The sequence below is a fragment of the Streptococcus mobilis genome, from assembly GCF_059727625.1.
In genome coordinates this window covers 1,502,803-1,519,034 of the sequence record NZ_AP041823.1, presented here as the reverse complement: position 1 = coordinate 1,519,034, position 16,232 = coordinate 1,502,803, and the positions used below count along the sequence as shown (strand labels likewise).

Annotated in this window: 17 protein-coding genes; 14 read left to right on the top strand and 3 right to left on the bottom strand. The window is 43.5% G+C overall.

Annotated elements, in window-relative coordinates; all coding sequences use genetic code 11:
* The first annotated feature begins 39 nt into the window (after positions 1-39).
* The 6 genes from AC6IZR_RS07250 (at position 40) to AC6IZR_RS07225 (ending at position 7,067) form a co-directional block, all read left to right on the top strand.
* On the top strand, positions 40-879 hold the full coding sequence (locus tag AC6IZR_RS07250) for a DNA/RNA non-specific endonuclease (RefSeq protein ID WP_497848363.1): 840 nt from the start codon (positions 40-42) through the stop codon (positions 877-879).
* Positions 880-960: 81 nt separating this feature from the next.
* Positions 961-1,683, top strand: a complete 723-nt coding sequence (locus AC6IZR_RS07245) for a M57 family metalloprotease (protein ID WP_118095714.1) — start codon at positions 961-963, stop codon at positions 1,681-1,683.
* Between the two features lie 104 nt (positions 1,684-1,787).
* The gene (locus AC6IZR_RS07240; protein ID WP_497848362.1) at positions 1,788-3,695 is read left to right on the top strand and encodes an ABC-F family ATP-binding cassette domain-containing protein; all 1,908 of its coding nucleotides are present in this window, start codon (positions 1,788-1,790) and stop codon (positions 3,693-3,695) included.
* Positions 3,696-4,571 carry an XRE/MutR family transcriptional regulator gene (locus AC6IZR_RS07235; protein ID WP_023917710.1) on the top strand — a complete coding sequence of 292 codons (876 nt, stop codon included), beginning with the start codon at positions 3,696-3,698 and terminating at the stop codon, positions 4,569-4,571. It abuts the gene before it with no gap.
* A gap of 21 nt (positions 4,572-4,592) precedes the next feature.
* Complete coding sequence (locus AC6IZR_RS07230; protein WP_023917712.1) at positions 4,593-5,771, top strand: MFS transporter; 1,179 nt, start codon at positions 4,593-4,595, stop codon at positions 5,769-5,771.
* A gap of 108 nt (positions 5,772-5,879) precedes the next feature.
* Positions 5,880-7,067 (top strand): MFS transporter, encoded by a 1,188-nt coding sequence (locus AC6IZR_RS07225; RefSeq protein ID WP_003017733.1) that lies wholly within the window; start codon positions 5,880-5,882, stop codon positions 7,065-7,067.
* Positions 7,068-7,090: 23 nt separating this feature from the next.
* Here the strand turns inward: AC6IZR_RS07225 and AC6IZR_RS07220 are convergent, their stop codons facing one another.
* The 3 genes from AC6IZR_RS07220 to murT are packed head-to-tail and all read right to left on the bottom strand — an operon-like array spanning position 7,091 to position 9,517.
* On the bottom strand, positions 7,091-7,375 hold the full coding sequence (locus tag AC6IZR_RS07220) for a LapA family protein (protein WP_118397074.1): 285 nt from the start codon (positions 7,373-7,375) through the stop codon (positions 7,091-7,093).
* Between the two features lie 10 nt (positions 7,376-7,385).
* A complete protein-coding gene (gene gatD, locus AC6IZR_RS07215; RefSeq protein WP_497848361.1) occupies positions 7,386-8,174 on the bottom strand; it encodes a lipid II isoglutaminyl synthase subunit GatD in 789 nt (262 codons plus the stop codon).
* The gene (murT, locus tag AC6IZR_RS07210) at positions 8,174-9,517 is read right to left on the bottom strand and encodes a lipid II isoglutaminyl synthase subunit MurT (protein ID WP_497848360.1); all 1,344 of its coding nucleotides are present in this window, start codon (positions 9,515-9,517) and stop codon (positions 8,174-8,176) included. Before murT ends, gatD begins: the two co-directional genes overlap by 1 nt.
* Positions 9,518-9,620: 103 nt before the next feature.
* Between murT and cdaA the strand changes: the two genes are divergently transcribed.
* The 8 genes from cdaA (at position 9,621) to AC6IZR_RS07170 (ending at position 16,175) form a co-directional block, all read left to right on the top strand.
* Positions 9,621-10,469 carry a diadenylate cyclase CdaA gene (cdaA, locus tag AC6IZR_RS07205; protein ID WP_049499304.1) on the top strand — a complete coding sequence of 283 codons (849 nt, stop codon included), beginning with the start codon at positions 9,621-9,623 and terminating at the stop codon, positions 10,467-10,469.
* Positions 10,466-11,215 carry a CdaR family protein gene (locus AC6IZR_RS07200; protein ID WP_003017810.1) on the top strand — a complete coding sequence of 250 codons (750 nt, stop codon included), beginning with the start codon at positions 10,466-10,468 and terminating at the stop codon, positions 11,213-11,215. Before cdaA ends, AC6IZR_RS07200 begins: the two co-directional genes overlap by 4 nt.
* A 23-nt stretch (positions 11,216-11,238) precedes the next feature.
* Complete coding sequence (glmM, locus tag AC6IZR_RS07195) at positions 11,239-12,588, top strand: phosphoglucosamine mutase (RefSeq protein ID WP_118095709.1); 1,350 nt, start codon at positions 11,239-11,241, stop codon at positions 12,586-12,588.
* A 47-nt stretch (positions 12,589-12,635) separates the two neighbouring features.
* Positions 12,636-13,961: an Ig-like domain-containing protein gene (locus AC6IZR_RS07190; protein ID WP_497848359.1), complete on the top strand. Its 1,326-nt coding sequence runs from the start codon at positions 12,636-12,638 to the stop codon at positions 13,959-13,961.
* A gap of 117 nt (positions 13,962-14,078) precedes the next feature.
* A complete protein-coding gene (locus AC6IZR_RS07185; protein ID WP_003011566.1) occupies positions 14,079-14,210 on the top strand; it encodes a DUF4044 domain-containing protein in 132 nt (43 codons plus the stop codon).
* Between the two features lie 33 nt (positions 14,211-14,243).
* A complete protein-coding gene (obgE, locus tag AC6IZR_RS07180) occupies positions 14,244-15,557 on the top strand; it encodes a GTPase ObgE (RefSeq protein WP_023917726.1) in 1,314 nt (437 codons plus the stop codon).
* Between the two features lie 51 nt (positions 15,558-15,608).
* Complete coding sequence (locus AC6IZR_RS07175) at positions 15,609-15,773, top strand: hypothetical protein (RefSeq protein ID WP_003006512.1); 165 nt, start codon at positions 15,609-15,611, stop codon at positions 15,771-15,773.
* A gap of 18 nt (positions 15,774-15,791) precedes the next feature.
* Positions 15,792-16,175: a RidA family protein gene (locus AC6IZR_RS07170; RefSeq protein ID WP_497848358.1), complete on the top strand. Its 384-nt coding sequence runs from the start codon at positions 15,792-15,794 to the stop codon at positions 16,173-16,175.
* Positions 16,176-16,232: the final 57 nt, after the last annotated feature.

Sequence of the window (16,232 nt, the reverse complement as noted above, 5' to 3'; positions counted from 1 at the left end):
CAATGACCCATCTAGCGCTGCTCTTTTTTGGAGAGAGGTATGACAAAACAAGTATTCACAAAACGAACCAAACAAACCCTCGCAGGTTTTGTGGTGGCAACGGCCCTAGCTATCGGGGGCTATTATTTTAATCAACCGACGGTAAAAGAAGCGACGGATCAGGTTGTTTCGGTGGTGACTAGTAGCCAACAAGAAACACCTAGTAAAGAGTTAGCTAGCTCTGTATTAACGAAATCTGCCCGTTCACAATTAGGGAATGACTTGGAATGGAACGGCGCAGGAGCCTTTGTAGTTAAGGGAAATCGCACAGATCTGGATGCCAGCGTGGCTAGTCAACCCTATGCGGATAACAAGACAAAAGAAGTCAATGGAAAGATCGTACCGACCGTTGCGAACGCTATTATGACCAAGGCGACTCGCCAGTACAGAGATCGAGATGCAACAGGAAGTGGCCTAACCGATTGGAAACCAGCAGGTTGGCATCAGGTCCATCATCTGTCAGGTGAGTATGACCATGCTGTGGATCGGGGCCACCTATTGGGCTATGCCTTGATCGGTAATCTCAAAGGCTTTGATGCCTCAACGAGCAATCCCAAAAATATCGCTGTACAAACGGCTTGGTCCAATCAAGCCAATGACCCTCATTCCACTGGTCAAAACTACTACGAGACCCTGGTGCGAAAAGCACTGGATAAGAACAAGCGGATCCGCTATCGGGTGACCTTGATCTACAACCAGCCGAAAGATTTGATTCCATTAGGATCACAGATCGAAGCCAAATCGAGTGATGGGACCCTTGAGTTCAATGTCTTTGTTCCCAATGTTCAAAGTGGGATTAGCCTGGATTACCAGACAGGAAAAGTAACCGTCCATCAATAAGCCAGAAAGCATGGCTATTTAAGTTATTTTTAAGAATGGGGTGTTACAATTGCATACCTTCTTTAAGAGAAAGGAGAATGTATGAGAACCATTTTTCGATTTTTCAGAGGAATCCTTCGCATGGCTTGGAGTCTTTTTTGGGGATTTTTCTGGACCATTGCCATCAGTTTTCTCGTCCTAGTGGGGATCATCTATTTTACAGATTCTCCTAGTTCTGGTATGGATGGAGTTGGGCGAGCTGCCCAAAAGGTTGTTTATCAAGTCGGCAATTTATTTGGAGATCAGGGTTTTGCATCGCGCTTTGGGATGACGTCTAGCTCACAGACCACGCAGACGGACAATCATGAGCATAGCGGTGCTCGCTGGGAAAAAGCGGAAGCCACGGTCTACCTGGATCCCAATATCAGTCAAACTTTTGTAAAAGCTTATCGGGATGCTATTGAGGCTTGGAACCAAACAGGAGCCTTTACCTTCAAGTTGGTTACAAATGAAAAAGAGGCTAATGTGGTCTTGACGGAAATGGATAACGCATCGGTTTCTGCTGCAGGAGAGACTGCATCTCAGACTAACCTTTTAACCAACCGATTCACCCACATCACAGTGCGTCTCAATCGCCATTATCTTTTAAATTATGTCTATAACTATAGTTATGATCGGATTGTCAATACAGCTGAGCATGAGCTAGGCCATGCCATTGGGCTGGACCACACTGATGGAGAATCGGTCATGCAACCAGCTGGCTCCTTCTACAGTATCCAAGATACAGATGTGGAAGCAGTCCGGCAATTGTACAAAGAAGAATAAGTTTTAAAATACTTTCTAAAAGTTCTGAGCCTCAAGGGGCTCAGGATTTTTTTGATGGCTCGTCTTTCCTTGTTTAATCTGGAAAAAGATAGTAAAATAGGGACATGATTATTTTACAAGCCAACAAAATTGAACGCTCTTTTGCAGGGGAGGTTCTTTTTGATAATATCAGCCTGCAAGTGGATGAACGGGACCGGATTGCCCTGGTTGGAAAGAACGGAGCCGGTAAGTCAACACTCTTAAAAATCTTGGTGGGGGAAGAAGAACCAACTTCAGGTGAAATCAATAAAAAGCGGGATCTTTCTCTCTCCTATCTGGCCCAGGATAGTCGATTTGAGTCGTCCAATACCATCTACGATGAGATGCTCCATGTCTTTGAAGACCTCCGTAAAACGGAGAAAACTTTGCGGCAGATGGAGCTTGAGATGGGTGAAAAAACTGGGGCTGACCTAGAAAAACTCATGCAGGACTATGACCGTCTATCGGAAGAATTCCGTCAGGCAGGTGGCTTCACCTATGAAGCAGATATCCGCGCGATTTTAAACGGCTTCAAGTTCGATGAGTCCATGTGGCAGATGAAGATTGAAGAGCTGTCTGGTGGGCAAAATACCCGTCTAGCTCTGGCCAAGATGCTCTTAGAAAAACCAAATCTCTTGGTACTGGACGAGCCAACCAACCACTTGGATATTGAGACCATCGCCTGGTTGGAAAATTACTTGGTTAATTATAGCGGAGCTCTTCTCATTGTCAGCCACGACCGGTATTTCCTAGACAAGGTCGCCACCATTACACTGGACTTGACCAAGCATTCCTTGGATCGCTATGTCGGCAATTACTCCAGCTTTGTCGAGCAAAAAGAACAAAAATTGCTGACCGAAGCCAAAAACTACGAGAAGCAACAAAAAGAAATAGCAGCTCTGGAAGACTTTGTTAATCGCAATTTGGTGCGGGCTTCGACTACCAAGCAGGCTCAGTCTCGGCGTAAGCAGTTGGAAAAAATGGAGCGTCTAGACAAGCCGGAAGCTGGGACCAAGTCTGCCCATATGACCTTCCATTCCGATAAGACATCTGGAAATGTCGTCCTGACAGTAGAAGAGGCAGCCGTCGGCTATGACGATCAAATCCTCTCAGAGCCTATTAATTTGGATATCCGCAAGATGAATGCAGTCGCCATTGTGGGACCAAATGGGATCGGGAAATCTACTCTTATCAAGTCCATCGTCGGGCAGATTCCTTTTATCAAGGGTGAAGCTCGTTTTGGAGCCAATGTCGAGGTGGGCTACTATGACCAGACCCAAAGTAAACTAACGCCTCACAACAGTGTCTTGGATGAGCTCTGGAATGATTTTAAACTGACGCCAGAAGTGGAAATTCGCAATCGCCTGGGAGCCTTTCTTTTCTCTGGGGATGATGTCAAGAAAACCGTCGGCATGCTGTCGGGTGGAGAGCGGGCCCGCTTGCTTCTAGCTAAGCTGTCCATGGAAAATAACAATTTTTTGATTCTCGACGAGCCGACCAACCACTTGGACATCGATAGTAAGGAAGTGCTAGAAAATGCCTTGATTGATTTTGACGGCACCCTGCTCTTTGTCAGCCACGACCGTTACTTTATCAATCGGGTGGCCACACAAGTTTTGGAACTGTCAGAAGAGGGCTCAACTCTTTACCTAGGCGACTATGACTATTATCTGGAGAAAAAAGCTGAGTTAGAAGCCCTTGCTGCAGCGCAAGCAGAAGCTATGCCTGTTTCTTCGACCGAAGAAGTCACCAGCAATGATTATCACTTGCAGAAACAAAACCAGAAGGAACTCCGTAAAATCACCCGTCGCATTGAGCAATTGGAAGCAGAGATGGAAGAGCTGGATCAAAAAATCCAAGCCATCACCGAAACCATGCATAGCACCAACGATGCAGCTGACTTGGTACAACTCCAGAGCGAGCTGGACCAACTAACTGTCCAGCAGGAAGCGGTTATGGAAGAGTGGGCAGAACTGTCAGAGCAGGTGGAATAGATGGAAGATCTTGGAAAAGTTTTTCGTGAATTTCGAATCAGTAAGAATTACTCGTTAAAAGAAGCTGCAGGAGAGGCCTGCTCGACCTCCCAATTATCCCGTTTTGAATTGGGGGAGTCGGATTTGGCTGCTTCGCGCTTCTTTGACATTTTGGACAATATCCATGTGACGATTGAGAATTTTATGGATAAGGCCAGAAATTTTCAACACCATGAGCATGTCGCTTTGATGGCTCAGATTATTCCGCTTTACTACTCAAATGATATTGCAGGTTTTCAAAAGCTTCAAGAAGAGGAACTTGAAAAAGCCAAACATTCCACCAATCCTCTCTATTTTGAGCTGAACTGGATCCTGCTACAAGGCCTGATTTGCCAGAGAGATGCTAGTTATACCATGAAGCAGCGTGATCTAAACAAGGTGGCGGATTACCTCTTTCAAACGGAAGAGTGGACCATGTATGAATTGATCCTCTTTGGCAATCTCTACAGCTTTTATGAGGTGGACTATGTCACACGGCTTGGGAGAGAAGTGATGGAGCGTGAAGATTTCTACAAAGAAATTGGTCGCCATCGAAAACTGGTCTTGATTCTGGCTCTGAATTGCTACCAACATTGTTTAGAACACTGTTCTTTTGAAAACGCCAGCTATTTTGAAGCCTATGTAGAAAAGATTATCGGGAAGAGCATCAAGCTCTACGAACGCAATGTCTTTCATTATCTTAAGGGATTTTCTCTGTATCAGAAGGGGCAAACTGAAGAAGGCCGGCAGCAAATGCAGGAAGCCATGCATATTTTTGACGTGCTAGGACTGCCGGAGCAGGTGGCCTATTATCAAGAACACTTTTATAAATTTGTAAAAAATGAATGTTCTAAATAGGACAGTGATAAAGGAGATTTTATGAACCGACATGCGGTCCAATTAATTAGTCGTGGAGCTATTAACAAAATTGGAAATATGCTCTATGACTATGGAAATAGTGTCTGGCTGGCTTCGATGGGGACTATAGGAAAGACGGTATTAGGGATCTATCAAATTTCTGAGTTAGTGACAGGGATTCTCGTGAATCCTTTTGGAGGAGTGATTTCAGACCGTTTTTCTCGTCGCAAGATTTTGATGACGACCGACCTGGTTTGTGGACTCCTTTGTTTGGCGATTTCTTTTATCACAAATGATAGCTTGATGATTGCGGCTCTTATTTTTGCCAATATTGTTCAGGCCATTGCCTTTGGTTTTTCTCGACCTGCCAATAAAGCCATTATTACCGAGGTAGTAGAGAAAGACGAGATTGTGACCTATAACGCCCACTTGGAGTTAGTCTTACAGGTTGTTAGTGTCTGTTCACCTGTTTTTTCTTTCCTAGTTCTACAATTTGCCAGTCTTCATATGACCCTCTTATTAGATGCACTGACCTTTTTCATTGCTTTTGTCCTAGTGGCTTTCCTTCCGAAAGAAGAAGCTAAGGTTCAAGAGAGGAAACAGTTTACCGGGAAAGATATTTTTTCTGATATCAAGGATGGGTTAGACTATATCTGGCATCAGAAAGAGATTTTCTTTCTCTTATTAGTGGCTTCTAGCGTCAATTTCTTTTTTGCGGCTTTTGAGTTTTTACTTCCCTTCTCGAATCGTCTATACGGGGTTAAAGGAGCTTATGCGACTATTTTAACGCTGGGAGCTATTGGATCTATTCTAGGAGCGCTTGTTGCTAATAAAATGAAATCAAGTATGAAAATTCTCCTGTTTTTACTGATCATGGCAGGGGTCGGAGTGTTCATAATGGGCTTGCCCCTTCCGCCTTATCTTTCCTTTTCAGGAAATCTGGTCTGTGAATTTTTTGTGACCATTTTCGACATCCACGTTTTTACCCAAGTACAAACCAAGGTGGAAGATGATTATCTGGGGAGAGTCTTGAGCACAATTTATACCTTGGCTGTTCTCTTTATGCCCATCGCCAAAGGGTTGATGACTTGGTTGCCAAGCGTCCGTATGGAAACATTTCTCTTGATTGGAGCTGGGATTATTCTCTTTTCACTCTTGGCTCAGCTAGTAGCTAAGCAGCTTCAATCAAAAGAACAGTAGGGATCCTTTGATAAATTTGTAAACCATTATTTTTCCCAAATAGGGGACAAAATGAAAACCTCTTTCATGAACTGATACAATAGTTTCAGAAAATGAAGGAGGTTTTTTATGAATCGACATGCTATCCAGCTGATTGCTCGTGGGGCAATCAATAGAATGGGGAATATGCTCTATGACTATGGGAACAGTGTTTGGCTGGCCTCGATAGGGACGGTAGGAAAGACAGTGTTGGGGATCTATCAGATTTCTGAACTCGTCACCTCCATTCTAGTCAATCCATTTGGTGGCGTGATCTCAGACCGGTTTTCACGTCGCAAGATTTTGATGACAACCGACTTGGTTTGTGGTCTCCTTTGTTTGGGCATTTCTTTTATCCGGAACGATCGTTGGATGATTGCAGCCCTGATTTTTGCCAATATTGTCCAGGCCATTGCCTTTGCTTTTTCTCGTACGGCCAATAAAGCCATTATCACAGAAGTTGTAGACAAGGACGAGATTGTGACCTATAATGCCCGCTTGGAGTTGATCTTACAAGTGGTCGGTGTTAGTTCTCCTGTGTTCTCTTTCCTTGTTTTACAATTTGCCAGTCTCCATGCAACCCTCTTACTGGATGCACTGACCTTTTTCATCGCCTTTGTTCTGGTCGCTTTCCTTCCGAAAGAAGAAGCCAAAGTTCAAGAGAAGAAAAAATTTACAGGAAAAGATATTTTTTCTGATATTAAGGATGGGTTACACTACATCTGGCATCAAAAAGAAATTTTCTTTCTCTTATTAGTAGCTTCCAGCGTCAATTTCTTTTTTGCAGCTTTTGAATTTTTACTTCCCTTTTCCAATCGCCTTTACGGGGTCAAAGGAGCCTATGCGACCATCTTAACCTTGGGCGCTATCGGCTCTATCATCGGAGCCTTGATCGCCAATAAATTTAAATCAAGCATGGAGATGCTTCTCTTCTTATTGATTTTAACAGGAGTAGGAGTCTTCATGATGGGCTTGCCCCTTCCGCATCTTCTTTCCTTTTCTGGAAATTTAGTTTGTGAACTCTTTATGACGATTTTTAATATCCACTTTTTTACCCAAGTGCAAACCAAGGTGGAAGGAGACTATCTGGGCAGGGTCTTAAGCACGATTTTTACCCTAGCCATTCTCTTTATGCCGGTAGCTAAAGGTTTGATGACCTGGTTACCAAGTGTTCGAGTAGAATCCTTTCTCCTGATAGGAGCTGGCGTCATTCTCTTTTCACTCCTAGCTCAAGTAGTCGCCAAGAAATTACAAGCAAAAGAAGGTACATCAGCATGAAAAAAGCACCGATCGGTGCTTTTTTAGTTGTTTTCTTTTTCTTCTGTCTTGATTTCTTTCTTTTCTTCTTCCAGTTGCTTTTGAGTGCTCTTGAGTTCTTTTTTTAGGGAGAAGCCCTTTGAAAAATTAACCAAGGTCATGACGAATGCACCCAAGAGGACACAGAGCAATATCAGAATGATCAAGGGTAATTTAAATTGAACCAAGAGGAAATTTACGGTGACCGTTTGCATATTTGCAAGGGAAATACCAGCAATCAATAAGATGGAAAGTAATAAAGCAATGTAGTGTAGATTTTTTTTATTCATCATCATCTCCTTATTGTTCAGTCGGAGCCTTGCTTTTCACATCAGCGTATTCTTCCGGCTGCTCTAGGCTTAGAATTTCCTCATAAGCCGGTAGGGAAAGGTCTTTGCCATATTTATTTTTTAGGGCAGTGCTCACTAGGCGATAGGCCAAATTGGCATTTCGGGACAAGATAGGACCGTGGAAGTAGCTGCCAAAGACGTTCTTATAATGAACCCCTTCGCACCCATCTTCTTTGTTGTTCCCATTTCCATAGACGACCTTGCCCAGTGGTTTTTCATACTCTGCCAAGAAGGTCCGACCTTGGTGGTTCTCAAAACCATAATAGGTTTCGTTAAATTCTTCGTTATGGATTTTGATATCACCGATATAGCGGTTGTTGACTTGGTTGAGCGTATAGTGGCCCATAATACCAAGTCCCTCAATACGTTTGCCAGAAGCTTCAATGTAGTATTGGCCTAGAAGCTGAAAGCCACCACAAATAGCAAGGACGACGCCATCGTCATGAATGAAGCGTTCGAGGTCTTCTTTTTTATCTGGTAGGTCCTCAGATACAATGGTCTGCTCGTAGTCTTGCCCGCCACCGAAAAAGGCGATATCGTAGGCATCAGGGTCGAACCGGTCTTTGAGAGAGACGATATCAACAGTGACATGGGCTCCAAGCTTTTCCGCAACGTACTTGAGCATGAGGATATTCCCATTGTCCCCATAAGTATTCATTAAGTTGCCATAGAGATGGGCAATGCGCAGGCTGTAGGGATACTGTGCCTGATCAGAAGATTCTAGGGAAGTATAAGTCATTAGTGCATCTCCTTTTCAATCAGGTGTTCTTGGGCCAAGAGTTCACGGAATTCTAGCATGGCTGTATAGGTAGCTAAAATGTAAGCATGAGGGGTTTCCTGTTGCTGGATACGTTGGAAGACCTCTTTTAATTCAGCCATTTCTGTGATCTTTTCTGCGGGATAGCCAGTGACCCGAAGTCGCCGAGCAATCTCAGAGTGGCGCACCCCGCCAGCATTGATCTCTGGAATGTCCATCTGGGTGATTTGCTCAAAGTCCGCATCCCAAATCCAGCTCGTATCGATTCCGTCTGCATAGTTGGCGTTGAGGAGAACCGACAAGCTGAAGGGATAAGGGGCTAGTTTGATCATTTCAATGGCTTGGGTCGCACCAACCGGATTTTTAATCAGGACCAAGGTACAATCCTTATCCCCAATCTTAAAGGTTTCCTGGCGACCAAAGACAGCGCGACTGCGATCAAATCCTTGCTTAATGACTTCAGGTTGTACTCCAAAGAATCCAGCAACAGAGACAGCCGCTAAGGCATTGTAGATGTTGTAAAGACCACCGATATTGATGTGGTAATCTTGCCCTTGTATCCGGAAGTTGGAAGACCGCTGGGTTAAAGAGAGGAGGTCCGATACGGCATAGGTCAGTGGTGGCCGGTGGAAACCACAGTGCTCACAGATATAATCTCCCAGGTTAGCATAGGTATTGAGCTTGTACTTGAGGATGTTGTGGCAATGCGGGCACAGGATTCCTTCCGTATTGTAATGGGCTAGTTGTGGCTCTGATTTTTCTGTATCAAATCCATAATATTGGATCGGATTGGATAAGGTCTGACTATTAAAGAGCGGACTATCTCCATTTAACAGAACCGTCGCAGTTGGGACCTTGTGAATGGCATCCAAAATCATTTGGTAGGTCGTATAGATCTCTCCATAGCGGTCCATCTGGTCTCGGAAAATATTGGTGACCACAAAAAGGCTCGGCTGGATATAATCACAAATACGAGAGAGGCTGGCCTCGTCAATTTCAAGTACCGCGATCGGTCGATTTGATTTCGAATGGTTGGCCCGTAAGAAGGTCGTTGTAATCCCAGAGATCATATTGGCCCCGCTTGGATTGGTTAAAATCGGTCCAAAAGCTTCTTGGAGAATACCTACGGTTAGTGCAGTGGTCAGAGTTTTTCCGTTTGTCCCTGTAATCACAACAATCTCATAGTTTTTGGCCAGTTGACTGAGAATATCTTTATCAAATTTGAGGGCTACTTTACCTGGTAGGGTTGATCCCCGCCCCATTTTTTCTAGAATAGAGCCGGAAAGCTTTCCTGCCAGAAGGCCCAAGGTTGTATTTATCTTCATAAATCATATTTTATCATAAAAAGCATCAGAAGGTTACAGAAAAATCTGTTGAAACATGTTATAATAAGGTGATGTCTTTTAGAGAAGTGGTAGGTATGAGAATATGAATATTCAACAGTTTACAAATCCACAATTTTGGACCAGTTTGTTCCCGAATTGGTGGAGTATTATTATCAATATCATTGATATTGCCCTGGTGGCTTGGTTGTTGTATTTTTTGATCAAGGCCATCGTAGGGACTAAGATCATGATTTTGGTTCGTGGAGTTATTATCTTTTTCTTGGTGCAGTTTTTAGCCAATTTCTTAGGGCTCACGACTATTTCATGGCTGATCAATCAAGTGATTACTTATGGGGTTATCGCCCTGGTTGTGATTTTCTCCCCTGAGATTCGGATTGGTTTAGAGCGTCTGGGTCGGGCGACAGAATTCTTTACGACGAGTGAAGTCAGTCAGGAAGAGAAGATGGTGCAGGCCTATGTTAAGGCAGTGGCTTATATGAGCCCACGTAAGATTGGTGCCTTGGTAGCTATTCAAGGAGCTAGAACCCTTCAGGAATATATTTCCACAGGGATTCCTCTAGATGCAGATATTTCAGGAGAATTGCTGATTAATATCTTCATTCCTAATACCCCCTTGCATGATGGAGCCGTCATTGTCCGCAATGACAAAATCGCTGTTTCTTGTGCTTATCTACCCTTGACTGAAAACACTGAAATTTCAAAAGAGTTTGGAACGCGTCACCGTGCAGCCATTGGCTTGTCTGAAGTCTCTGATGCTTTTACATTTGTGGTATCAGAAGAAACGGGTGGCATCTCTGTGACCTACAACGGAACCTTCCGTCATGATTTAACTTTAGAAGAGTTTGAGACGGAATTGAGAGCCTTCTTGGTTCCTGAAGAGAATAAAACGAGTAGTTGGAAAGAGCGTCTATTTGGGAGGGTGACAAAATGAGATCGAAAAAAGAATTTCTTTATGTTTTCGCCTCCGTCTTATTGTCCTTTATCTTATTTATCAATGCGTCTTCCTTTAATTTTCAAAATAATAGTAGCGCAAGACAAGTGAGTTCAGAGACCTATACCAATACCTTGACCAATATTCCAATTGATGCCAAGTACAATGACAAGACATATTTTGTCAGTGGTCTAACATCAGAGGTAACGGTCTTTCTGAAAGGTTCAAATCGGGTTGCCCTTGCTAGTGAGATGCAACCGGGCACTCGGAAGTTTCGAGTGGTGGCTGATCTTCGTAAGGCCAAGGAAGGTACCGTCGAAGTTCCTTTGATTGTAGAAGATCTTCCAGCCGGTTTGACAGCAACTGTAGAGCCTCAGAAAGTTTCAGTAAAAATCGGGAAGAAAGCGAAAAAATCATTTGCTGTCAGGGCTACGATCCCGGACAATCAAATTGTGGATGGGATAACAGTAACGGATATTTCTCTTGAAACCACCAAGGTAGAAGTGACCAGTGATCAAGAAACCTTAAGTCGCATTGATCATGTCGAAGCTGTCTTTCCATCCAGTGAGATCATTAGTGGAAATTATAGCGGAACCATTTCCTTAAATGCAGTGGATGCCCAAGGAAATGTTCTACCAGGTCTGGTCAAGCCGAGTGAAACACGGATTAAAGTGACCACAAAGAGTAGCTCGTCTACGTCAAGCTCTAGCAGTTCGTCGTCGACCTCTTCCAGTTCAAGTAATTAGAAAGTAAAAAAAGGTAATTAAGAATGGGTAAATATTTTGGAACGGACGGTGTCCGCGGAGAAGCAAATGTAGAATTAACGCCAGAATTGGCCTTTAAATTAGGCCGTTTCGGTGGCTATGTGTTGAGCCAACATGAAGAAGAAACGCCCTTGGTATTTGTTGGACGTGATACGCGTATTTCTGGTGAAATGCTGGAGCATGCCTTAATTGCCGGCCTCTTATCTGTTGGAATTCGTGTCTACAAGTTGGGTGTGATTGCAACACCAGGTGTCGCTTATTTGGTTCGTACGGAAAAAGCCAGCGCCGGAGTTATGATTTCTGCTAGCCACAATCCAGCCTTGGATAATGGCATCAAATTCTTTGGTGGTGATGGCTTCAAATTGGATGATGATCGCGAACTTGAAATTGAAGCCTTACTTGATGCGGCTGAAGATACGCTTCCACGTCCAAGTGCCCAAGGTTTAGGAACGGTCATGGAATATCCAGAAGGCTTGCGTAAGTATCAAGAATTCCTTGTATCGACAGGCGTTCAACTCGAGGGCATGCACGTAGTCTTAGATACAGCAAATGGTGCAGCCTCTACTAGTGCCCGTCAAATCTTTGCAGATTTGGGAGCTCAATTGACTGTCATCGGTGAAAACCCAGATGGTTTGAACATCAATGATGGGGTTGGTTCTACTCACCCAGAGCATTTGCAAGAGAAAGTCAAAGAAGTAGGTGCAGCGATTGGTCTTGCCTTTGACGGAGACAGCGATCGCTTGATTGCTGTTGATGAAAATGGAGAAATCGTTGACGGAGATAAGATCATGTACATCATCGGTTCTTATCTTTCAAGCAAGGGCTTGCTCGAAAAAAATACGATCGTCACAACCGTCATGTCCAATCTCGGCTTCCACAAGGCATTAGATGCGAAGGGAATTCAAAAAGAAATCACAGCTGTTGGAGATCGTTATGTGGTCGAAGAAATGCGCAAGTCAGGATACAATCTTGGTGGTGAACAATCTGGTCACGTAGTCATCATGGATTACAACACAACAGGTGATGGTCAATTAACAGGCGTTCAATTGACAAAAATCATGCAAGAAACCGGCAAGAAATTATCTGAATTGGCTACTGAAGTAACCATTTATCCACAAAAACTGGTCAATATCCGGGTTGAAAATAGCATGAAAGACAAGGCGATGGAAGTGCCTGCTATTCGTGAAATCATTGAAAAAATGGAAGCGGAAATGGCAGGAAATGGCCGCATCCTCGTGCGTCCAAGTGGAACTGAACCTCTCCTTCGTGTGATGGCAGAAGCACCAACCCATGAAGAAGTAGACTACTATGTGGATACCATTGCTGCAGTTGTTCAAGCAGAAATCGGACTTTAACCTTGTAAAAAACATGGCTCGCAAATAGGCGAGCAGAGGAGGTATATATGAAACAGGTTCGTCAAATTGTATGGGCACTTGCCTTAGTGCTAACGATTCTATTCACAGCTGGTTTGACTAAAACAATACATGCTGCAGAAGTCTCATCATATACACAGACAGCACGTCTAACGAAAGACGGTAACACGCTAACAAATGGGAGCAAGGTGTTGACGAATGAAAAATTGTCAGCAAGCATTTATTTAGCATTTCCAGATTCGCAAACTATTCAAGCTGGTGATACCTTAACTCTTGGTTTGCCAAAAGAATTAGCCCTCTACACAGCATTGGAATTCAATGTTCTTGAGGAAGGTCAATCAAATGGTCAGACGGTGGGGAAAGCTGTCGTTGATACAGCTAAGAAAACAGTGACCGTTACCTTTAATGATTATTTCGCATCTCATTCACTCAACAAACGAGTTGCTCTTCATTTTGATGTAAAAGTCGATTCAGAAGTAGTTACAAAAACATCTCCAATCCAATTTAAACTAGGAAATACAGATTTTTCCTTGAATTATGAAAAAACAGCTGGGGAAGCTGGGGACTATGAAATGAAATACGGCTATCAAGATAAGTCTGATCCAACCATAATCAAATGGCGGATTCTCTTAAATGCCCGTCAAGATATGCTGCGAGGAATGGTCATTAAAGACCAATTCGGAGATGGTTTAACATTGGTTGAAGGGAGCTTACGTGCGGTTCGCTATGCTCCTGTAGAAGGTGGGATCAAGAACGAAGCTCAGATCTTGAGTCTCCCAGTTCTAGATAACTTTACTAAAAAAGCTGTTTTCGATAAGAATGCAGATGGAAAGATCACTGGTTTTACAATTGAATTTGGTGATAATTACAATTGGCCAATGTATATTGAATATTCTACAAAAGTAGCTCCTGGAACGAAAGTCGGTGATATTGTCCATAATACACTAACATGGACGGCAACCAATTTCCCAGCACCTCGTACCTTGACCCGTGAGGTGAGATTGGAATCAGGAACCGGAGAGGGATTAGGTGAGAAAGATCAAACGCCACCGACACCTAGCTCAACCTCCTCATCAAGTTCTAGTTCTTCATCAAGCTCATCATCTTCAACGAGTTCTAGTTCTTCATCAAGTTCATCATCTTCAACGAGTTCTGGTTCTACATCGAACTCAACATCCACATCAAGTTCTTCATTGAAATCATCTTCATCTTCTGTTAAAGAAGAAACTCCAAAACCTGGTCAGAAAAAAGTTCTTCCAAGTACAGGTGAAAAGATGACACCGGTGGTTCTTGTCATGGGTGTCTTCCTAGCAATTCTATCAGTTGGCGTTTTACGTGTAAGAAAAGATTCCTAAATCTATTCATAAAAGATCAGACATCTGTCTGGTCTTTTTGTGTAGGCTTGATTTGAAAAATCCCCTATTTCGTGGTAAAATAGGGCTAATGAATTTATAGTAATCGAGGTATTAGAAGTGGCTTTTGGAGATAACGGAAAACGTAAAAAAACACCATTTGAAATGATCACGATGGTGGTCATTGTGATTATGTTGATTGTAACGGTTGGTGCAATCTTTGCAACCGCAATTGGTGCTCTTTCTTATTAAGACGCACACAGAAATAAAGGAAATCATCTATTTATGAGTATGTTTTTAGATACAGCCAAGATTAAGGTCAAGGCTGGAAATGGCGGCGATGGCATGGTGGCCTTTCGCCGTGAAAAATATGTCCCTAATGGCGGACCTTGGGGTGGTGATGGAGGCCGTGGTGGCAATGTCATCTTCGTAGTAGACGAAGGCTTGCGCACCTTGATGGACTTCCGTTATAACCGGCATTTCAAAGCCCAAAATGGGGAAAAAGGAATGACCAAAGGGATGCACGGACGGGGAGCAGAAGATCTCTATGTACGAGTCCCTCAAGGAACGACTGTCCGAGATGCTGAGACTGGCAAGGTCATTACAGACCTAGTTGAAAATGGACAAGAGTACATTGTCGCCCACGGTGGCCGTGGAGGACGTGGAAATATTCGTTTTGCCACTCCTAAGAATCCAGCCCCAGAGATTTCTGAGAATGGGGAACCTGGTCAGGAACGCGAACTTGAATTAGAACTCAAGGTCTTGGCAGACGTTGGTTTGGTTGGCTTCCCTTCTGTTGGGAAATCTACCCTTCTCAGTGTGATCACTTCAGCCAAACCAAAGATTGGAGCTTATCATTTTACAACCATCGTGCCAAACTTGGGCATGGTTCGGACACCGTCAGGTGAATCCTTTGCTGTCGCAGACCTTCCTGGATTGATTGAAGGAGCTAGCCAAGGTGTCGGACTCGGAACCCAGTTCCTTCGTCACATAGAGCGCACCCGGGTTATCTTGCATGTTATTGATATGTCAGCCAGTGAAGGACGCGATCCTTACGAAGATTATGTTCAAATCAATAAAGAACTTGAAACCTATAATCTTCGTTTGATGGAGCGGCCTCAGATTATCGTGGCAAATAAGATGGATATGCCAGAGAGCCAAGAAAACTTGAAAGAGTTCAAGAAGAAATTGGCAGCCAATTACGATGAGTTTGATGAACTGCCACAGATCTTCCCGATCTCTAGTTTGGCGCATCAAGGTTTGGACAATTTGTTAGAAGCAACGGCAGAATTGTTAGACAAAACGCCAGAATTCCTCTTGTATTCAGAAGATGAAATGGCCCAAGAAGAAGTCTACTATGGCTTTGATGAAGACCAGCCAGCCTTTGACATCAGTCGGGATGACGATGCTGCTTGGGTCTTGTCTGGTGAAAAACTTGAAAAACTCTTTAATATGACGAATTTCGATCGTGATGAAGCGGTCATGAAATTTGCTCGTCAATTGCGTGGCATGGGTGTTGATGAAGCCCTTCGTGCGCGTGGGGCAAAAGATGGCGATATCGTCCGGATCGGTAAATTTGAATTTGAGTTTGTAGATTAGGATAGATCCCGAGCGGATCAAGGATTCCAAATAAGAAGTGAGGCTTTTTCAGTGGGAGATAAACCAATATCTTTTCGAGATGAAAATGGAAATTTTGTTTCAGCAGCCGATGTTTGGAATGCTGAAAAACTAGAAGAACTCTTTAATACGCTAAATCCTAAGCGCAAATTGCGTTTACAAAGGGAAAAATTAGCAAAAGAAAACCAGCAGAAGTAAATAGACTTGGAGAATACTATGGCAAAAACAATTCATACAGATAAAGCACCCGCAGCAATTGGACCTTATGTTCAAGGGAAAATTGTAGGCAATCTTCTCTTTGCAAGCGGACAAGTTCCCTTGTCACCTGAAACAGGAGAAATCGTTGGCGAAACCATCCAAGAACAAACAGAGCAGGTCTTAAAGAATATTGGGGCTATTTTGGAAGAGGCTGGGACAGACTTTGACCACGTGGTGAAAACCACTTGTTTCTTAAGTGATATGAATGACTTTGTACCTTTTAATGAGGTCTATAAAACAGTCTTTACTACAGAGTTTCCAGCTCGGTCTGCTGTTGAAGTAGCACGCCTGCCACGTGATGTGAAGGTTGAAATTGAAGTTATTGCGGAAATCAAGGCCTAATAACTATTCAAAGACAAAAAGACAGAGTGGAGAGCAGGAAACTGTAGGCCACTCTGT

Excerpts from the sequence above, each read along its gene's own strand:
- AC6IZR_RS07250 (WP_497848363.1), top strand. The coding sequence starts at position 40 with ATGACAAAACAAGTATTCACAAAACGAACCAAACAAACCCTCGCAGGT.
- AC6IZR_RS07245 (WP_118095714.1), top strand. The coding sequence starts at position 961 with ATGAGAACCATTTTTCGATTTTTCAGAGGAATCCTTCGCATGGCTTGG.
- AC6IZR_RS07240 (WP_497848362.1), top strand. The coding sequence starts at position 1,788 with ATGATTATTTTACAAGCCAACAAAATTGAACGCTCTTTTGCAGGGGAG.
- AC6IZR_RS07235 (WP_023917710.1), top strand. The coding sequence starts at position 3,696 with ATGGAAGATCTTGGAAAAGTTTTTCGTGAATTTCGAATCAGTAAGAAT.
- AC6IZR_RS07230 (WP_023917712.1), top strand. The coding sequence starts at position 4,593 with ATGAACCGACATGCGGTCCAATTAATTAGTCGTGGAGCTATTAACAAA.
- AC6IZR_RS07225 (WP_003017733.1), top strand. The coding sequence starts at position 5,880 with ATGAATCGACATGCTATCCAGCTGATTGCTCGTGGGGCAATCAATAGA.
- AC6IZR_RS07220 (WP_118397074.1), bottom strand. The coding sequence starts at position 7,375 with ATGAATAAAAAAAATCTACACTACATTGCTTTATTACTTTCCATCTTA.
- gatD (WP_497848361.1), bottom strand. The coding sequence starts at position 8,174 with ATGACTTATACTTCCCTAGAATCTTCTGATCAGGCACAGTATCCCTAC.
- murT (WP_497848360.1), bottom strand. The coding sequence starts at position 9,517 with ATGAAGATAAATACAACCTTGGGCCTTCTGGCAGGAAAGCTTTCCGGC.
- cdaA (WP_049499304.1), top strand. The coding sequence starts at position 9,621 with ATGAATATTCAACAGTTTACAAATCCACAATTTTGGACCAGTTTGTTC.
- AC6IZR_RS07200 (WP_003017810.1), top strand. The coding sequence starts at position 10,466 with ATGAGATCGAAAAAAGAATTTCTTTATGTTTTCGCCTCCGTCTTATTG.
- glmM (WP_118095709.1), top strand. The coding sequence starts at position 11,239 with ATGGGTAAATATTTTGGAACGGACGGTGTCCGCGGAGAAGCAAATGTA.
- AC6IZR_RS07190 (WP_497848359.1), top strand. The coding sequence starts at position 12,636 with ATGAAACAGGTTCGTCAAATTGTATGGGCACTTGCCTTAGTGCTAACG.
- obgE (WP_023917726.1), top strand. The coding sequence starts at position 14,244 with ATGAGTATGTTTTTAGATACAGCCAAGATTAAGGTCAAGGCTGGAAAT.
- AC6IZR_RS07170 (WP_497848358.1), top strand. The coding sequence starts at position 15,792 with ATGGCAAAAACAATTCATACAGATAAAGCACCCGCAGCAATTGGACCT.